This window comes from Nocardia tenerifensis NBRC 101015 (genome assembly GCF_000308715.1).
In the GTDB taxonomy this organism is placed as follows: Bacteria; Actinomycetota; Actinomycetes; order Mycobacteriales; family Mycobacteriaceae; genus Nocardia; species Nocardia tenerifensis.
Genome location: NZ_BAGH01000594.1, coordinates 14,383 through 32,220, shown reverse-complemented (window position 1 = coordinate 32,220; position 17,838 = coordinate 14,383). Strand labels below are relative to the sequence as shown.

At 69.2% G+C, this 17,838-nt stretch carries 13 protein-coding genes; 6 read left to right on the top strand and 7 right to left on the bottom strand.

The window, feature by feature from the left end; all coding sequences use genetic code 11:
- A partial coding sequence (locus ON39_RS40195; RefSeq protein WP_040742088.1) for a DNA polymerase occupies window positions 1–556 on the top strand: 556 nt, incomplete at its 5' end.
- 221 nt (window positions 557–777) lie between these two features.
- Window positions 778–1,515 carry a helix-turn-helix domain-containing protein gene (locus ON39_RS40190; RefSeq protein ID WP_040742087.1) on the top strand — a complete coding sequence of 246 codons (738 nt, stop codon included), beginning with the start codon at window positions 778–780 and terminating at the stop codon, window positions 1,513–1,515.
- A gap of 736 nt (window positions 1,516–2,251) precedes the next feature.
- Here ON39_RS40190 and ON39_RS40185 read toward each other — a convergent pair.
- The 3 genes from ON39_RS40185 to ON39_RS40175 all read right to left on the bottom strand — a co-directional run bounded on the left by ON39_RS40185 (window position 2,252) and on the right by ON39_RS40175 (window position 5,877).
- Window positions 2,252–3,772 carry an FAD-dependent monooxygenase gene (locus ON39_RS40185; protein WP_040742086.1) on the bottom strand — a complete coding sequence of 507 codons (1,521 nt, stop codon included), beginning with the start codon at window positions 3,770–3,772 and terminating at the stop codon, window positions 2,252–2,254.
- A 135-nt stretch (window positions 3,773–3,907) separates the two neighbouring features.
- Complete coding sequence (locus ON39_RS40180; protein WP_040742085.1) at window positions 3,908–4,549, bottom strand: hypothetical protein; 642 nt, start codon at window positions 4,547–4,549, stop codon at window positions 3,908–3,910.
- Between the two features lie 83 nt (window positions 4,550–4,632).
- The gene (locus ON39_RS40175; protein ID WP_211336394.1) at window positions 4,633–5,877 is read right to left on the bottom strand and encodes an FAD-dependent oxidoreductase; all 1,245 of its coding nucleotides are present in this window, start codon (window positions 5,875–5,877) and stop codon (window positions 4,633–4,635) included.
- A 241-nt stretch (window positions 5,878–6,118) separates the two neighbouring features.
- Here ON39_RS40175 and ON39_RS40170 point away from each other — a divergent pair, with 241 nt between their 5' ends.
- Window positions 6,119–6,496: a hypothetical protein gene (locus ON39_RS40170; protein ID WP_146251242.1), complete on the top strand. Its 378-nt coding sequence runs from the start codon at window positions 6,119–6,121 to the stop codon at window positions 6,494–6,496.
- Window positions 6,497–6,531: 35 nt separating this feature from the next.
- On the opposite strand, the gene ON39_RS40165 is transcribed toward ON39_RS40170, so the two are convergent.
- From ON39_RS40165 to ON39_RS40155, 3 genes are all read right to left on the bottom strand, one after another.
- Complete coding sequence (locus tag ON39_RS40165; RefSeq protein ID WP_051187714.1) at window positions 6,532–7,263, bottom strand: DUF2071 domain-containing protein; 732 nt, start codon at window positions 7,261–7,263, stop codon at window positions 6,532–6,534.
- Between the two features lie 175 nt (window positions 7,264–7,438).
- Window positions 7,439–12,895: an ATP-binding protein gene (locus ON39_RS40160; protein WP_040742081.1), complete on the bottom strand. Its 5,457-nt coding sequence runs from the start codon at window positions 12,893–12,895 to the stop codon at window positions 7,439–7,441.
- 558 nt (window positions 12,896–13,453) lie between these two features.
- Window positions 13,454–13,894: a MarR family winged helix-turn-helix transcriptional regulator gene (locus ON39_RS40155; protein WP_040742079.1), complete on the bottom strand. Its 441-nt coding sequence runs from the start codon at window positions 13,892–13,894 to the stop codon at window positions 13,454–13,456.
- Window positions 13,895–14,007: 113 nt separating this feature from the next.
- On the opposite strand from ON39_RS40155, the gene ON39_RS40150 reads away from it, so the two are divergent.
- From ON39_RS40150 to ON39_RS40140, 3 genes are all read left to right on the top strand, one after another.
- On the top strand, window positions 14,008–14,712 hold the full coding sequence (locus ON39_RS40150; RefSeq protein WP_040742077.1) for an SDR family NAD(P)-dependent oxidoreductase: 705 nt from the start codon (window positions 14,008–14,010) through the stop codon (window positions 14,710–14,712).
- A gap of 304 nt (window positions 14,713–15,016) precedes the next feature.
- Window positions 15,017–16,246 carry an NAD(P)/FAD-dependent oxidoreductase gene (locus ON39_RS40145; RefSeq protein WP_040742075.1) on the top strand — a complete coding sequence of 410 codons (1,230 nt, stop codon included), beginning with the start codon at window positions 15,017–15,019 and terminating at the stop codon, window positions 16,244–16,246.
- A 232-nt stretch (window positions 16,247–16,478) separates the two neighbouring features.
- Window positions 16,479–16,922 (top strand): protealysin inhibitor emfourin, encoded by a 444-nt coding sequence (locus tag ON39_RS40140; RefSeq protein ID WP_146251243.1) that lies wholly within the window; start codon window positions 16,479–16,481, stop codon window positions 16,920–16,922.
- A gap of 56 nt (window positions 16,923–16,978) precedes the next feature.
- On the opposite strand, the gene ON39_RS40135 is transcribed toward ON39_RS40140, so the two are convergent.
- Complete coding sequence (locus ON39_RS40135; protein WP_040742072.1) at window positions 16,979–17,791, bottom strand: MBL fold metallo-hydrolase; 813 nt, start codon at window positions 17,789–17,791, stop codon at window positions 16,979–16,981.
- Window positions 17,792–17,838 lie beyond the last annotated feature (47 nt).

The following is a 17,838-nucleotide window of genomic DNA, read 5'->3' as shown; positions in this document are numbered from 1 at the left end:
CGACCGGGCCCAGGCCAAGATCGCGCTGCTCGGCGCGATCTACGGCCAGACCTCCGGCGACGCCCTCACCCACATGGCCGAGCTGCGCCGCCGCTATCCCGCGGCGGTCGCCTACGTCGACGACGCGGCGCGCGCGGGCGAGCAGGGCAGGCTCGTGCGCACCTGGCTCGGTCGCACCTGCCCGCCCGCGTCCGTCGCGGCGCCGGAGCAGGCGGACCTCGCACCGGAGGAGGTCAACGGTTACGGCAGTAATGCCGCGGCCCGCGCTCGCGGTCGTTTCACCCGCAACTTCGTCGTGCAGGGCAGCGCCGCCGACTGGGCGTTGCTGGTGCTCGCCGGGCTGCGGCACTCGATGGCGCAGGCCGGGCTCCGCGCCGAACTGGTCTTCTTCCAGCACGACGAGGTGATCGTGCACTGCCCGGCGGACGAGGCGGCGACGGTCTCCGCCGCGATCACCGCCGCCGCGGACGAGGCGGGCCGGATCGTTTTCGGGCCGACGCCGGTGCGGTTCCCGTTCACGACGGCTGTGGTCGAATGCTATGGGGACGCGAAGTAAGCGTGCGCCGCACCACGTTGGGGCGTCGGCGGTGCGACGGCATAGGTCCTGTGTCGAAGTCCCGTCCGGCCACCGGAGGCTGGATCGCCGACCGGCCACGTCGTCCAGCTTGCCGGGCGACGATCCGGCCACCGGAGGTATCCGGCCGGACTTCGGCACAGGGCCTAGATTTGACGGGTGTGGCCGTCGTCGGCGGCTTCGGATCCCGGAGGAGGGTAGTCGTGGCGTGGAGCACCCGTCAGCTCGCCGAACTCGCGGGCACCAGCTTGCGGGCGGTGCGGCACTATCACGAGATCGGTCTGCTCGCCGAGCCCGAGCGGCGGTCCAACGGCTACAAGAGCTACGGGGTCGCGCACCTGGTGCGGCTGCTGCGGATCAAACGCCTGACCGACCTCGGCTTTTCGCTGGCGCAGATCGCCGAGATGGGGGAGGCCGAGGAGCATCCCGAGCAGGCGATCCGCCAGCTGGACGCCGAACTGGCCGCGAGCATCGAACGCCTGCAACGGATTCGAGTCGAGCTCTCGCAGACGTTGCGCCAGGCCGGCCCCACCGACCTGCCGCCCGCCCTCGCCGAGGCCGCCGCACACGTCGATCTCTCCGACGCCGACCGAGCGTTCATCGTGGTCCTCGCCCGCGTACTCGGCCCGTCCGGCATCGACGCCTACATCGAGATGCTCCACACCTACCACGCCGAACCCGCGACCGTCGAGTTCGATCAGCTGCCCGAGGACGCCGACGAACACACCCGCCGCACCCTCGCCGAACGCATGGCCCCCCAGGTCCAGTCCATGCTCGACGGTCACCCCGGCCTGCTCGACCCCTACACCGACGCCCCACGCGGCGCCCACTTCGCCTGGCAGACAGTAGAAGTGGCCGTGAACGACCTCTACAACTCGGCACAAATCGATGTGCTCACGCGCATCGGACAGCAGCTCATGTCGTCGGCCGAGACCAGGTAAGCCGCGACCGCTCATCGAGCGACCGCGACCCGTGCACTCGCGACCGGTGCGCCTGCGCCTCGCGCGCTCCCGAACGGCGCGTTCGCGGCTCGTGCGTTCGCGACCCCGTGTACTTCCGATCGGTGAGCTTGCGGCTCGTGTGCTCGCGACGGTGTGCTCGCGCCCCTCACGCTTGGCGATCCGTGCCGCTCGTGACCCGTGTGGCCGTGACCCGTGTGCTCGCGACCGGCGCGCCTGCGGCTCGTGCTGCCGCCCGGCGTGTTCGCGGCTCGTGCACTTCCGGCCCGTGCGCTGGCGACTCGTACCCTCGCGACCCGCGTGCTCACGACTCATGCGCTCCCGATCGACGCGCTTGCGGCTCGCGCGTTCGCGACCGTGTCCTTACGGCTCGTGCGCTTCCGAACCTCCCGCTTGCGACCCGTGCGCTCCCGACCTTGCGCTACCGACTCCTGGGTTCGCAACCGAATGCTGGAGTCGGGAGCGCTGACTCGCAGACCTAGACCCTGTCTCGAAGTCTTATCGGTTCCTCCGGCAGGCGAAAGGGGTTGGCCACCGGGCAAACCGGGAGCCGCGAAGACGCCTCGAGGTTCGGGACGCCCTTGATCGACCGCGGATCAACCGCGCCCCCATCGGAGCTGGTCAAGCGGTCATGAGGAACTGGCGGCGGCATCGCGCGAGAAGCGTCCGCCACCAGTTCCCTCTCGGGCTGGATTCCCGCTGGACTGTGACACAGAACCTAAGTGCCGAACCAGTGCGACAGCGCCGCGCGCAGTTCGGCCGCTGCGGTGTCGCCGGGCTGGTCGATGGGCGTGGCCCAGGCGATGTGTGCGTCTGGGCGGATCAGTAATGCGTCGGCGGGGCGGTCGTCGGTCTTTGCCGTGCGGAGGTCGACTCGGTCGCGCCACTCCAGAACGACCTCGCGGAGGTCCGGGCGTTCGGCGAGGTCGAGGAAGACCGGGCGTGCGGCGTGCATGAGTTCGGCGACGCTGGTGAGGCCCTCGTTGGTGTGCAGCGGGAGGTCCGGCGCGAATGTGCCGATCAAGGGGTGCCGGTCCGCGCCGGGGATCGGGTAGCGGATGTCGGAGTGGCCGACGAGGTGGCCCATGCGGTGCAGGGCGGGCTCGTCGGTGAGCAACTCCTGGAAGACCTGCCGCAGGGCCTCGTCGGCCTCGTCGGTTCCGCGGCGCAGCGCGGCTTGCGCGCGCGTCTGCATCATCGCCCGCGCGCCCGCGAAGTGGCGTTCGTCGTGGTAGGTGTCCAGCAGTCCGGCCGGCGCCCAGCCGTTGATCTCGGCGCCGAGCTTCCAGGCGAGGTTGACCGTGTCGAGCATGCCGACGTTCAGGGCGGTGCCGGTGGCGGGGAACAGGTGGGCCGCGTCGCCCGCCACCATGATCCGGCCGATCCGGTAGCGTTCGGCCTGCCGCGCCTTGAAGGTGTAGCGCGACAGGCGAATCGGGTCACCCAGCGGCAGTTCCACGCCGAGCACGCGGCGCACGCTGCCGGCGAGTTCGTCCATGGTCAGCGGCTCGTCATCGTCGTACTCGGCGGACTCGTCCTCGGTCGTCTGCATGGACAAGACGCCGTCCATCACCGCGAACGCGAACACGCCGCCGGCCGTCCGGGTGAAACCCGTGTGGACGGTGCCGAGGCCGGGGACATCGATATCGCCGTTGTCCAGCACGCGCAGCGAGTCGGGCACGGTGACCTGGGCGAGCCGGTTGACCTCCGGATAGGTGGTGCCGGGGAACTCGATTCCCGCGAGTTCGCGCACCCGGCTGCGGCCGCCGTCGCAGCCGACGAGGTAGCGGGCGGTCACCCGGTAGGTCCCCTCGGGGCCCTCGACCTCCGCGGTCACCTCGGTATCGTCCTGACTCAGCCCGATCAGGCGGTGTCCGCGGCGGATCTCGGCGCCCAGTTCGCTCGCGTGCTCGTCCAGCAGCCGTTCGACAGCCCGCTGGGGGATCGGCAGGGCGTGCATCGGGGACTCCGCGAGTTCGGTGAAGTCCAGATACAGATTGCCGAACGGAAATCGGAGAGCCGGGTGGGGATCGCTGCTGGCCTCCGTGAAGCGATCCAGCAGGCCGCGGTAGCGCAGCAGATCCAGGATTCGGCCGCCGATACCGCTCGCCTTCGGGGTATCCCGCGGTTGCGACTGGCGTTCCAGCACAAGCGATCGCACTCCGGCCAAGCGCAATTCACCGGCCAGCATCAGGCCGCTCGGGCCCGCGCCCACGATGATTACGTCGGTGTCCGTCACTCGTTACTCCATTTCCGCAGGTTCTAGCTTCGGCGGACGAGTATGCCGGACGATCCGGGTCTTGCCGCAAGTCCGGTGGTGGGCTATACCTTGGAAGGGGCGGGAATCACGACACTCCTTGGGCGATCCGGAGTTTCAGACCACAGCGGTGCGGCTGCGCGCATAAACGAGGTAGTCGGACGTGTCCTGCTCGGGAAGTCTGCTGAGCGCGTCGTCCAGTTCCGGGCCTGGACCACGATCGGCGAGCAGGACGACTATCGCCTCCAGGATCGCCGGTCGCGGATCCGGGACAGTCAGCAGTTCATCGAGGTAGTGGTCGGGTTCCAGTAGTCGCAAGGCGCGGCGCGCATACGCGTGCACGCGCCGGGGTAGCTCGGCGCGGATGGCGTCGATATCCGCTTGGAGCGCATGCCGACCCGGCTGGGACGGGTCGACGCCCAGCGACCACAGCTCGGTCATGTCCGCGGGCAGGCCGCGTTCGTCGAGCAGGCCCGGACCGGTCGCCTGCTCGAGCGGCACGGGCGGCAGGCCGCGCCGCGCATTACGCCAGTTGTGGAACTCCCACCAGGCGGTGGGCGTCGCGCTCAGGCACAGGCCGAATCTGAGCACCTGCTGCCCGTCGGTCCACGTGCGCAGGGTGCGCGTGCGGCCGACCGACGCGACACCGCCCGGCACGACGCGCGACCACATACCCTCCGAGCCTTCGAAGCCATACGGCAGGAGCAGTTTGCCTGCCTCGCGCGTCAGCCGGCGTAGCGCCGAGTCCGTTCCGACCATGTCAGCAGGCTAGCGGTTGCGACCGACAGAATCGGAACGGCAAGCATCGCACCGTGTTTCGCACGGTCGACGGCTGCGGATCCTCACCCCGGCAGGAGGTCCGCGCCGAGCGTCCGGGTGCCGTTGGCGGCCGAGAGCCGAACCATGCGGAATCCCTCCTCGACCATCGCCAACTCGTAGTCGCGCACCGCGGCGGGGAGGTGGTGTCCGGTGGCCAGCGCCGTGGCGAGGGCCGCGCCGTCGCGCAACGCCATGTTCGCGCCCGCGCCCGCGGCGGGGCTCATGGCGTGGATCGCGTCGCCCAGCAAGGTGACGTTCGAGGTCGGCCATGGTGGGACAGGGACGCTGCTGCGGACGGTGACGGGAAAGATGCTCGGGCGGCTCCAATTCTCGACCAGGGTCGTGACCAAGGGATGCCCACCGGCGAGTTGCGCGCGGACTAGGGCGCGCAGGTCCTCGCCCGAGGCGGCGCGCAGGTCGCGGTCGGAGAGCCCGAGTCGGTCCGAGCGTCGGCCGAACATCACCGCCAGCGTGTTCGATGTCGGATCGAGTGTGACTTCGGGTGCCAATCGAGCTGCGGCCGTCGCCGGTGATTCGTGATACTCCACCGGTGCGATGCCGACGAATCGCCCGTCCGGCCCGACGACCGAGTTGAAGACGCTGAACATCGCCGACGGAAGCGCTTCGCGCAGCTCGGAGGTGAAGGGCACGCGGCCGTAGACGAGACGGATCCGAGAATCTACGACACGCGCGTGCGGCAGGCGCTGCGCGCGGATCACCGATCCGATGCCGTCGGCGCCCACCAGGATTGTGCCGCGCGCGGTGCCACCGTCGGCGAATCTGGCTGTGACGGTGCCCCTTTCACTGTCGTAGCCGACGCACTCTCGTCCGTAATGGACGATGTCGTCGAGGCCGGTGAGCAGGATTCGGCGCAATACGTGCCGGTCGAGCACTGTGTGCGCGGGCATTACGTCCTCGACCGGTCGCTGCGGCGAATCCTCGAGCGGAAACGCTCCGGTCGGACGGAGCTGATGATCGAAACCGCGCACGGTCGGGGCCGGCCGCCCCACGATCGCCGCGAGGAGTGAGAAAAGATGCGGCGGAAGTACTTTCGCCAGCGCGTCGCGGCCGCGCTGATCGATGTGCAGGCGGTGACCCTGTGTGCGCGCCGTCGAGTCCGCATCGCGCTCGTAGACGGCGACTTCGATCCCCGCACGGCGCAGTCCCTGGGCGAGACATAATCCGCCGAGTCCCGCGCCGATGACGATGACGCGCGGAAGTGCTTGCTGCGGAAAAGAATTGGCGAATACTGCATCAGACCTGATCAAGGCATACCTCACCGGAGTCGAAGGCGACTCCCACCTCCTCGACACCCCCGTGGTGCCGAGAAACCGTCCGGTGAGGCCGAAGCCTGCGAGAGCCCATGGCTCTCCGGTGAGAAGACGCCCCCAACATATAAGAACGCAGCCTCGCCGTCGAGTAACGCCTCTGCGCCGCAGCATCAGTCACGCTACCCCGCGACGCTCGGCGCGGTTGACAGTGCTGCGGCCGAGTCGAACAATGTGCGGCGTGGTCGGTGACGAGCGTCAGCTGGATCCGGCGCTCGAGCGGTGGTTGCGAGAAGCGCTGGGGGAGAGCGGGTTTCGTCGATTTCGTGATCGCCCCCTGATGGCTATGGTCTTGCTGCGGAATCATGACGCGATGAATCGCGTTCCACACAATGTGTTGTCGGCCTGGCGTCGGTTGATCGTGGAGATGCGGCGGGAAGTCGATCAGTCGGAGTGGTGTTTCATCGACGTCGCTCATCGAAACGAGATGACATGGCAGGACATCGCCGACGGACTGGGATTGCCGAGTGCGGAAGCCGCCGAGGCGCGTCGCGTCCAGCTCGATGCCGAGCTGGACCGGATGCATCCAGGAAACAACCCGACGCCGTGGATGCCGTGAAGCGCCACGCTGAGTTCAAGTTTGGGCAGCGGTTGTCAGGCGGGGGCGGGGAGGGGGAGGGGTGGGGTGGTTGCCCAGGTGGCGGGGATGTCGCGCATCAGGAGGGTGCAGTCGAGGGTGGCGGTGCCTGGGGGAAAACGGGTTTCGTCTTCGAAGAAGGTGGAGTGGGCGGTGTGGGTGTGGGCTGGAACGACTTCCCATGTGGGGGCGGTCAGTTCGAGACCGTCCAGGCGGGTGCCGTCTCGGCTCGCGGAGTAGCCGATGCTGCCGCGGCGGAAGAACTCCGAGGCGGTGGGGAGGTCGGGGAACAGGGTGCTGCCTTGGAACTCGTCGACCGTGCTGACGTCGACGCTGACGCGAGTGGCGTTGTCCTTGGTGGTGAACGCGACGTGCAGGTCGCGCTCGGTCTCCGCGACGTCGAAACGAGCCAGCCCGTGCACGCCGGGGAACACCCGCCCGCCGAGCATCACGTTCAGCGGTGATCCGCTGTCGCGCTGCGGAATATAGACCCCGCTCTGGACCCCGTCCGGCCCGTCCCACTCGACCGCGATCCGATGCGCGGCGTTCTCACTGCGCACGCTGACCGCGGCGGGCAGCCCGACGGGCCGCACCTGCCCGAGCCGAACGAGGCAGATCCCGGCGACCGCCCAGTCGCCGGCCAGGTGCGGCCGCAGCGGCTCGGGCAGCAGGCGCGCCAGGATCTCGGGCTCGACGCGGTAATTGATCAGAAGTCGTCTCTCGATGACACTCGAGATCTGCGGCATCATTGTCGCGAATCCTCCCTCGGGAACCGACTTCGCCACTGGTTGCGGCGGATACCGATCCCCCTGCATTCGACGCTACTCCACCCTCTCCCATCGACTCCATGAGACGTTCGTCGCTCCCGGCGAAAAACGGCGGGCCGGGCCCGAATTCGGACCCGACCCGCCGTCACCGCGAGCGTCAGTTCGACAGCCGCGCCTCGATCGCCTCGATGATGCGCGGCCGCAGCTCGGCGGCGCTGATCACGGCGTCGACCGACCCGACCTCGACGGCCCGGTGGATGTTGTGCACCCGGTCGAACTCCGCGGCCACCTCGCTCAGCTTCTCCGTGCGCACCGAGGACCGCGTCTCGTCGAGTTCGGCGGTGAGCGTCGCCCGGTCGGTGCCGGACGCGTTCGCCGCTCGCGCCGCCAGGTCCCGCACCCGCGCGTCGGCCGCGGTGCGCCGGTTCACATCACCGGCGAACACCACCGCCGCGGCGGGCGCGCCGCCGAGCACCGAGGCGAACGAGCCCTCGATCGCGAGAACGGTCATATTCGGGTTCAGCCGCTTCGAGAACACCACGAACGCACCGCCGTGGTACCGCGAGATCACGCAGAACACAATGGGCCCTTGGAAATTCACGATCGCGCGGCCGATCTCGGCGCCGTATTCCAGCTGCAGTTTCTTCATCGACTCGGGCGAGCCGTCGAAGCCGGACAGGTTGGCGAGCACGACCAGCGGCCGGTTACCGCTGGCCGCGTTGATCGCCCGCGCCGCCTTCTTCGACGACTGCGGGAACAGGGTGCCCGCCGTGTAGGTGTCCGGCCCGTCGGTGGACGGGAACCCGCGCCGCGGCACGCCCCGCGACTCGATGCCCAAGAGGCACACCGGGATTCCGCCCAGGTGCGCGTCCTGGACCACCGCGGTCTCCGCGTCGGCCATGCCCGCCCAGCGCTCGAGCACCGGGAGGTCCTGGTCGGAGACGGCCCGCATGACGGAGCGAATATCGAAGGGCTTCTTGCGATCCGGGTTCGCGGTGGGCGAGAAGATCTCCCCGACGGTCCGGAAGTCGCTGTCCGCCAACGCGTGCGGGAAGTCGGAGACGTCCCGGTCGACCGGGTCGCTGGTCTGCGACCGGCGCGGGCCCTGCTCGCCGGGGGCGATGTAGGTGTGGTCGTAGTGCGACATCAGCACGTCGCGCGCCGAGACCAGATCCGGCGCCCAGTACTGCGCCTGGCCGTTCGGGCCCATCACCCGGTCGTAGCCGCCGATGCCGAAGTTGTCCTCGGCCGAGACACCGCCGGAGAAGTCCAGCGCCTGCTTGCCGGTGAGCACCATCGCGGACTCCGGCGTCATCACCAGGATGCCCTTGGTGTGCATGAGCATCGTGGCCTCGGCGTTCCAGTACGGCTGGGCGCCGACGTTGATGCCCGCGACGACGATGTTGATCTCGCCGCCGTCCTGGGTGAACTCGACGATCCGCTTGAGCGCCGCGGCCACCCAGTCCATGTTCTCGGTGCCGGACTCCATGGAGATCCGGGCGCCGGAGGACAGCGCGTACCACTCCAACGGCACCTGCAGCTGTTCGGCGAGGTCCAACGCGGCGATCACCCTGCGGCACTCCGGCTCCGACAGCGCGCCGAGCGACTTGGTCGGGTCGCCGAGCAGCACCACGCGGCGCACGCCCTCGGGATGCTGCGGGGTCGGCGTGCTGACCACGCCGGCGACGATCGCGGCGGTGTTGTGCCCCTTGGGTCGATCGACCGGCACCAGCGCGTGGTCGTCGTCGAGGTCGTACTCGCTGAATTCGCCGAGCAGACCGGTCAATTCGTAGGGGTAGACGTTGCCGCGGCTGCTGGCCCGCAGCACCTTCTGCCGGTACTCGTCGAGCGGCTCGACCACGTCCTCGGTGCGCTCGCCGACGGTCACCTCGGTGGCGTCGAAGCCGATGCGCACCGCGACCTTGGTCAGCTCGCCGGTCTTGGGGTCGCGCTGACGCGCGATGAGCAGGATCTCCTCGAGCCCCGCGCCCGCGGTGGTGGGACGCACGTGCCGCACAACGGTTTCCAGCTCGGCCGGGGTCACGTCGATCGGCGGCCAGATGTACATCACGATGCGGTTGGTGTTGAACCGATGAGCCGAGGGCCGCAGCGACTGCGCCCGGCGGATCGAGTCGAGGCAGGTCGCGATGGCGATCTCGGCGGTCGGCAGGGCGAGCAGCCTGCCGTCCTGCTCGCGCAGCGCGGCCAGGTCACGCACCTGGGCGAACGCGATGAGGCGCTCGTCGGCGGGGTTCTCCTTGGCGACGCAGCGGAACAGGTAGACCTCTTCGTCGTCCGAGGACGGCAGCCGGGTCAGGTCGAACTTGCGCAGCCGCTGCATCTGCATCCGCTGGGCGATGTAGGGGTGCAGGCCGCGGATCAGCCGCTCCTCGACCATGCCGGTGGCCGAGGGCCGGAAGGTGAAGTGGTGGTGCATCACCGCGCCGCCGCTGCCGGCGACCGCGACGGTGATCCGGTGCACCTGGCTCGGCAGCATGTGCGCGCCGAGCACCTCGTGCAGCGCCGCCGCCATCGCGTCGAAGTCGGCGGGCTGCTTCTCCCAGCTGAGGTAGATGTCGGCGTCGATGGACGCGGCCCCGCTGGCCAGCTCCTTCAGCCCGCGCAGCACGGTGTCGAGCGCGTCGAAGCGCACGGCCGCGGACACCAGGCTCAGCCCGCGTCGCTCGGCGATGACGAAGGTGCAGCCGCCGACCTCGTAGGTGCGCACGCCGGCCAGGCCCTTGTTGCCGTAGTACCGACGGGTCAGCACCTCGAGCATGACGGTGTTGTCCTGGTTGCCGCGCACCAGCCGCTGACCGAGCAGCCGCACCAGCGGCTCGGTGCTGCGCACCATATCGGAGATGCGCTCGTCGCGATCGGGCGAGTCCGGGTGAGCGTCCAAGTGGCGCAGGTGTTTACGGATGTTGGTGTAGACGCGCGCGCGGTTGCGCCGCAGCAGCGGCTGGCCGTACCAGGCGTACACCAGGCCGCGGGCGAGGTCGGCGATCACCGGGACGCGCACCTGCGTCGCGGCGACCAGCCGCTCGAGGGCCAGGCCGACCGGCTCGCGCAGCGCCCGATCCGGCATCGGCTCCTGGAGCCATTCGCGCAGCAGGGTGGTGATGACCGTGACGGTGTCGGACGGCCGCTGCTGGGCGAGGAAGATGCGGAAGACCGCGGCCTCGAGCTCGGGCGTGCGGTCCAGTTCGGTGACGCCGTAGTGCCGCAGCGCGTTGGCGAGCTTGGTCTGGAACGACTGTGGCAAGCCCGCGCGCTCGACGTCGAGGCTCTGCAGATAGGTGTGGAAGTACTCCCGCGCGCTGTGCACGTGGTTCTGGTGGCCGTCCTCGTCGGAGGAGCGGTTCTGGCTCAGCTCGGCGAGGTCGGCGAAGACCTCCATGAGCTCGAGTTCCTCGGCCAGCGGCCTGCGGCCGTCGGCGAGGGCGGCTCGGCGCGCGGTGAGGTAGTCGCTGAGCACGCGGGCGTCGTCGTGCGGGTCGACGTCGAAGCCGAGCAGCAGGCTGCGCAGGTTCTCCTGGCCACGAGCGGTGCGTTCGTGCGGTTGGATCTGCGCGGACTCGGCGGGCAGGTCCAGCTCGACGGTCCCGGCCGCGACGGCGGCCTCGCCCTCCTCGGCGTCGCCGAGCGGCTCCAGCCACAGCAGCGGCGCGCCGGTCTCGACCTGCGTGCCGACGGAGACGGCGCACTCTTTCAGCCGCGCCTTGAACGGCGCGCGCAGCACCGTCTCCATCTTCATGCTCTCCAGCACGAGCACCGGCGCGCCCGCCTCGACCTCCGCGCCGACCTCGAGCGGAGTCGCGACGACGAGGGCGGGGGCAGGGGAGCGCACGACGCCGCCTTCGTCGCGGCTGATCCGGTGGGTCACGCCGTCGACGTCGACCAGGTGGATCGGGCCGTGCGTGCCGGTGGTCAGGCGGTAGCGGGTGCCGTTGACCACGATGTGGCCGGTGTGCCGGTCGAAACGCTCGAGATCGACGTCGGCGGTGTGGATCTCGCCGTTGGCCTCGATGCCGATGCGGAACCGGTGCGCGCCGATCCGCGCGACGCGCAGCCGGTAGCTCGCGCCGCGCAGTTTGAGGTCGAGCGGGCGGCCGCTCTCGTGCTGCACCTGCGGCCTGCCGCCGAACGCGGTGGACAGCAGCCGGTTCTGCTCGGCCCGCTCGTCCTCCTCGTAGGCGTCGATGGCGGCGGCGGCCAGCGCGATGGCCGAATTCCTGTGCGAGACGAGCCTGCCCTCGCCGCGGACGCGGTCGATCCAGCCGGTGTCGGCACTGGCGTCGATCACCTCGGGCTGGTTGAGCAGGTCGAGCACGAAGCTCTTGTTCGTCGCGCCGCCCTCGATGATCACCTTGGTCTGCGTCATCGCGCGGCGCAGGCGGCCGAGCGCTTCCTCGCGGTCGCGGCCGTAGGCGATGATCTTGGCGATCATGGAGTCGAAGTCGGCGGGGATGGTGTCGCCCTCGCTGACGCCGGTGTCGACGCGGATGCCCGGCCCAGCGGGCAGATTCAGCCGCGCGATGCGGCCGGGGGCGGGCGCGAAGTCGCGGTCGGGGTCCTCGGCGTTGAGCCGGGCCTCGATGGCGTGCCCGCGCTCGACCGGCATGTCGCCCTCGAGCTTGCCGCCCGCGGCCACGTGCAGCTGCGCCCGGACGAGGTCGAAACCGGTGGTGTACTCGGTGATCGGGTGCTCGACCTGCAGGCGGGTGTTGACCTCCAGGAAGGCGAACAGCTGATCGCCGGGGTGGTAGAGGAACTCGACGGTCGCCGCGCCGCGGTAGCCGACCGCGATGGCCAGCCGCTCGGCCGACGCCTTGAGCTCGCCCGCCTGTTCGGCGCTGAGCACCGGCGACGACGACTCCTCGATGACCTTCTGGTTGCGCCGCTGCACCGAGCAGTCGCGCACGCCGAGCGCCCACGCCGTGCCCTGGCCGTCCGCGATCACCTGGACCTCGACGTGCCGGGCACCGGTGACCAGGCGCTCCAGGAACACCACGCCGGAGCCGAACGCCCGCGCCGCCTCCTGGCGGGTGCGCTCGTAGGCGTCGACCAGGTCGGCGTCGTTGGTGATGACGCGGATGCCGCGTCCGCCGCCGCCCGCGGTCGCCTTGAGCATCAGCGGGTAGCCGATCTCGGCCGCGGCCGCCGTGGCCGCCTCCACCGTCTCGACCGGTCCGCGACTCCACGGCGCGACCGGGACGCCGACCTCCTCGGCGATCAGCTTCGCGCCGATCTTGTCGCCGAGCTTGCGCATGGCGTCCGGGCTCGGGCCGACGAAGGTGACGCCGATCTGCTCACACAGCTCCGCGAACGCCGGATCCTCCGCGACGAAACCCCAGCCCACCCAGGCCGCGTCCGCGCGGGTCTCGACCAGCGCCTGCTCGAGCGCCTTCAGGTCGAGGTACGGGCGGGCGGATGCCGGGCCGAGGTCGTAGGCGACGTCGGCCTCGCGCACGAACGTCGCGTTCCGGTCGACATCGGTGTACAGAGCGATGGTCTCGATCGGACGCGCGGTTGCCGCGGCCAAATCTCGGACGGCGTGGATGAGGCGCATGGCGGCCTCTCCCCGGTTCACGATGGCGATGCGGCTGAACACTCGCCGACTCCTTCCTCTCCTGAGCGCTGGCCCGGTCGACGGGCGAGGGGATGCAACTCTCGGTCCCGCGTAGTGTGCACCTCTAATCCACATATGTGCACAGCGAACGGGTGTTACCGGCCCGTAGGATGCACGAGGCCAGCGTCGGAGGCCGGATTCCGGCGTTCCGAAGCGCTGACGTTCCGGATCAGGCCGGCCGCGTCCGATGAATCACCTTGCGTACAAACAGTATCCGTACTCGGTCTCGGATTCGACCCTTAGATGGGTGGAGGAGGGGACGGGGTGGTCGCGTAGGGGGCGCTCGCCTGTCCGGCCGATGCTGAGAACCTGACGTCATCCGGCATCCGGCACCCGCGCTCTCACCCGCGCCTCGTCCATGAGCGCGGTGCAACGGTTCGCCGCCCCTTCCGAGACCCCGCACTCTTTCTCGGGACCTGCACTCTCTCTAGACGCCTAGAGCCAGTGCGGATCCAGAGAGGGGGTGCGGATTTTAGGGCGGACTCGCGGAGCGCAGTCCGAGCGGGGTGTCGCATGGCGGCACCGCAGGTGACCGGGGCGCTACTCGTTGGCCGTAATCACTCTGTGGAGCGCGCGTTTCAACTGGTCTGCGCCGGGATCGCCGAGGGTGGAGAGGAACCGGCGTTCACAGTCATCGATGATTCGCGCGCCGTCGCGCAGCATGCCACGGCCTGACTTTGTCAGCGTGACAGCGTTCTTGCGGCGGTCCCCTGGGTGAGGCCGGCGCTCGACCCACCCTTTCGTTTGCAGTTGATCGATCAACGTCACCATGGATGTCCGGTCGATCCCGAGCAACTCCGCCACTTCCTTCTGCGAGCGCCCATGCTGCGCGTCCAGGCAGTTCAACGCAGCCCACTCCTGCGGAGTGATGCGGAGCGGCGCGAGCTGGGTCGAGGTGAGTTCGGCGTAGCGCAGGGCTGCGTGTTTGAGCAGATACCCGAGCCGGGGCGGGGCGTCATCAGGTGGTTGCGGGTCGGGCACCTTGCAACCATATACATTTTCAACCGTCAGTACTGCTGACGATCAGTTATCATGATTGATGGGTTTACCGCCCGGCGGAATCTTCCGAGTCTCGTTGCTATCGAAAGTGTTTCATGTCGAAGTCGATCGCGATATTTGGTGCCGGACCCGGTCTCGGCCAGGCTGTGGCACACCGCTACGCACAGAGCGGTTACGAAGTGGTGCTCGTCGCCCGCCGCCGGGAACCACTGGAAAGGCTGGCCGAGGAACTGGCAGCGGAGGGCGCGACAACGCATGTCGTCACAGCGGATTTGGCTGACACCGAGGCGGTTCCCGCTCTGGCGGAGCAGGTCCGGTCCCTCGTCGGCGAACTCGACGCGTTCTACTACGGTGCCGCGGCCAACGGGTTCGTGCCCGTGCTCGAGCTGACACCGGAGCGCGTGCGAGAATTCATGCCGCTCGGTGTCTACACGCTGCTCGAGTTGGTGCGAGAGTTCCTGCCCGCCATGCTTTCTCGTGGAGACGGCGCGATTCTGAGCGCGCAAGGAGCCAGTGCGTTGCACGGCAATCCGCGGGTCGCCGGAGGGCTTGCCCTTGCCGCCCAACGCAACTACCTTCAGGCGCTGCATGCTGAGGTGGCGCCGAAGGGTGTCTATGTCGGCGGGCTCTACATCGGCGCGGCGATCGAGAACAGCGCGTGGCACGTCGAACAGGAGCGGGCCAAGGCCGCGGGGGAGTCGTTTTGGGAGGTACCTTCCGTCGCGCCCGCTCACCTCGCCGACCTACTGTGGAATATGCACAACGCAAGGGACACAGCGGAAGCCCAGTATGTGAGGTGAGCAGGTCTAGCGGAGAACTGGGGCGCGGTCGCGTAGTTTTCGGGCGGCGGGTGTCTTCGCGCCAGACCAGGTTCAAGACTCGTTCGCAGCCGGGGTCGTCTACCCGGAGCCACGCTACGGGGGGCGAGGGGCACGGGTGGAACCGCCAAAAGCACCTCCTCGCGCCACAATTCGACAGAGCGCAAGGACGGACCCGTCAGCGGTCGCGAGGCGAAGCACAGATCGACCTCGCGACGCTCGAGGCATGAGTTTATGGCAGAACTGGTCTTGGAAGGTATGAGTGGTTCCGACTTAGCGTCGCCCTATGAACTCGAAGGACCCCATTGTCATCGTCGGCGCCGGCCTGGCGGGCGCCACCGCCGCCCAGACGCTGCGCGCCGAGGGCTATGCCGGCGCGCTCGTCGTGCTCGGCGACGAACCGACCGCGCCGTACTGGCGGCCCCCGCTGTCCAAGGGTCTGCTGGCGGGTTACGCGCAGCCGGAGCACATCGCCGTCGCGCCCCCGCGGACCTGGGCCGACCAGGACATCGACCTGCGAACCGGCATCGGCGCGCTAGAATTGGATCCCACTGCAAGGACATTGGCTCTGACAGACGGCTCGCGCCTGCGCTACGACCAGCTCCTGCTCGCCACCGGCGGCCGACCCCGGCGACTCACCGGGATGGACGGCGCGCGCACGCTGCGCACACTGTCCGACGCGCTCGCACTACGCGACGAATTGTCGAAGAAGCCGTCCCTGCTGGTCGTCGGCGCGGGCGTGCTGGGTTTGGAGGTCGCGGCGACGGCGCGCTCGCTCGGCTGTGACGTCGCCGTGCTGGAGTTGGCCGGAGCGCCGCTGGCCCGGGTCGCGCCGCCGTGGCTCGGCGGACTCTTCGCCGCGCTGCATCGCCGCAATGGCGTGCGACTCGCGCTCGGCGTGCCGCTGGACCGGGTGATCGAGACCGACGACGGCGTCGTCGCGGTCGCACAGGACGGGCGCACCAATTGGTCTGCGGATCTCGCGGTCGCCGCGCTCGGGATGGTGCCCGAGACCGGACTCGCCGAACGTGCCGGACTGGTCGTAGACGGCGGCATAGTCGTCGACGAGTGGTGCCGGACCTCCGCGCCGCGAGTCTTCGCCGCCGGCGACGTCACCGCCCAGACCCACCCGCTGCTCGGCGGGCGTCACCGCATCGAGCACTACGCCAACGCCATGGATCAGGCCACCGCCGCGGCGCGAAACATGCTGGGCAACAAGACTTCCTACGCTCCCGTGCCTGCGGTGAGCTCCGAGCAGTTCGGCACGCGACTGGAACTCTGCGGCTGGCCCGACGCCGCCGACGTCTACGGCGATCGCGGCTGGTCGGTCCGCGGCGAGCCGGAGGACCTGAACTTCTCCGCCCTGTTCTGGCGCGACGATCGCCTGGTGGCGGCCGCGTGCGTAGGCCGAAGCGGCGAATTCGAGCAATTGCACCGCATCATTCGCGACCACCCCTACACCGATGTCGACCGGCTCACCGATCCCGATATCGATCTCGCCACCATCGTCGGCTGACCCGGCCACCGTTCGCCACCTAGGTAATCTCGCCTGGCAGCGCAAAGGCGATTGGTCGAACATGATGGGCCCGACCGCGCTCAACGGCGGCGATACCGCGGGCGAGGTCACGGCGGGTTATCTGAAGGCGTGGAATGAGCCCAACCGATTTCGGCGTCCGGGGAGCAACTGGCGAAGTCAACTGGGGAGTCACGGCATTGTCCGCGCGGGCCCGCGGAGTTACTGTGCGGCCATGAGCGAATCTCCGTACCGCCGCGGGCTCGCGCAGCCGCTGTTCCTCTCCGCGACACTCGGCGCGCTACTGCTGGCGACGGCGGCCTGCGGCGGCGCGGGCGAGAGTCGTTCGGGCGCTGAGACTGCCAAGGCGACCAGCGTCGAGGTGAACCAGACCGGCGGCTTCGCCGGCGTCAACCAGTTCTACACCGTGGACGACACGGTGCAGAACCAGCGACGCGGCGCCCTGTTCGAGATGGTCGACAGCGCGGAGTTCCGGACCTTGACCGACGCCTACACCGGCCCGAGCGACTGCCGGGACTCCTACTTCTACGCCGTCACCGTGACCTACCGAGACGGCAGCAGCAAACGCGTCACCACCGACGAGTGCAACGAGGCGCCCAAGCTGCTGACCGACATCATCGCCCTCACCAAGGAGATCGGTCAGCGCCGAGACGGCTAGGCCGTCTCGAAGTCCGACCCGGCAGCATCCGGCCGGACTTCGAGTCCGGGCCCAGATCAGGTCAGATGGTCGAAATCCCCACGCACCCAAGCGATGTGACGCTCGGCGGAGCTGCGGACGACGGCGCGGGCGTCGCCGTCGATGGGCTTGCCGAAGTTGTCGTAGAGCCGGTCGAACTCGAACTCCTCGGCCGTCGTCGCGACCCGCTCGACCACGGCCGGTGACAGCGGAATCCGGTTGGGATAACTGCGCATGAACGCGACCGACTTCCGATCGGGATTGGCCTGAATGGTGTCGGCGCTGAACAGCACGCCTTTACCGCCCGCCCCCGCCGCCCAGTGCAGCACCGCGCTGCCGGGGAAGTGCCCGCCCAACTGGCGCAGGGTGACACCCGGCAGCAGCTCCAGCCGGCCCGACCACGGGCGGATCGCCGGGTCCCGGCGCGCGACCCACTCCAGATCGGACTCGGCGACCAGCACCGGCACCCCACCGAGCGCCCGGCTCCACTCCACCTGCACGCCGTAGTGGTGCGGGTGGCTCGGCACGATGGCGACGACCTCGCCGAGCTCGCGAACCAGCCGTGCGGCGTTCTCGTCCACATACCCCGTCACATCCCACAGGACGTTTCCCGCCGGCGTTCGCACCAGGTGCGACTCCTGCCCGATGCCGAACTCCGGCTCGGTCCGCAGGCCGAACAGGTCGGGCTCCAACTCCCGCATCGTGACTTTGTGGCCCGACGCCACGAGCTTGTCCAGCGTGGTCCACTGTTGCCCGGCGGCGGGCACCCACTGCCGCTCGTCCGCGCAGATACGACAGATCTCCGCCGCGGCGTCGTGCTCGACCGCGCAGGTCTGACAGATCTTCCACATAGTTACCCCATCCCGCTAGGTACACCCACCCCTGTTGTACACGCCGG

Bases quoted from the DNA above. Each gene is read 5' to 3' on its own strand.
- ON39_RS40180 (WP_040742085.1), bottom strand. From the start codon at position 4,549: ATGGTCGGAACGGACTCGGCGCTACGCCGGCTGACGCGCGAGGCAGGC.
- ON39_RS40165 (WP_051187714.1), bottom strand. From the start codon at position 7,263: ATGATGCCGCAGATCTCGAGTGTCATCGAGAGACGACTTCTGATCAAT.
- ON39_RS40135 (WP_040742072.1), bottom strand. From the start codon at position 17,791: ATGTGGAAGATCTGTCAGACCTGCGCGGTCGAGCACGACGCCGCGGCG.
- ON39_RS40150 (WP_040742077.1), top strand. From the start codon at position 14,008: ATGTCGAAGTCGATCGCGATATTTGGTGCCGGACCCGGTCTCGGCCAG.
- ON39_RS40145 (WP_040742075.1), top strand. From the start codon at position 15,017: ATGAACTCGAAGGACCCCATTGTCATCGTCGGCGCCGGCCTGGCGGGC.
- ON39_RS40140 (WP_146251243.1), top strand. From the start codon at position 16,479: ATGAGCGAATCTCCGTACCGCCGCGGGCTCGCGCAGCCGCTGTTCCTC.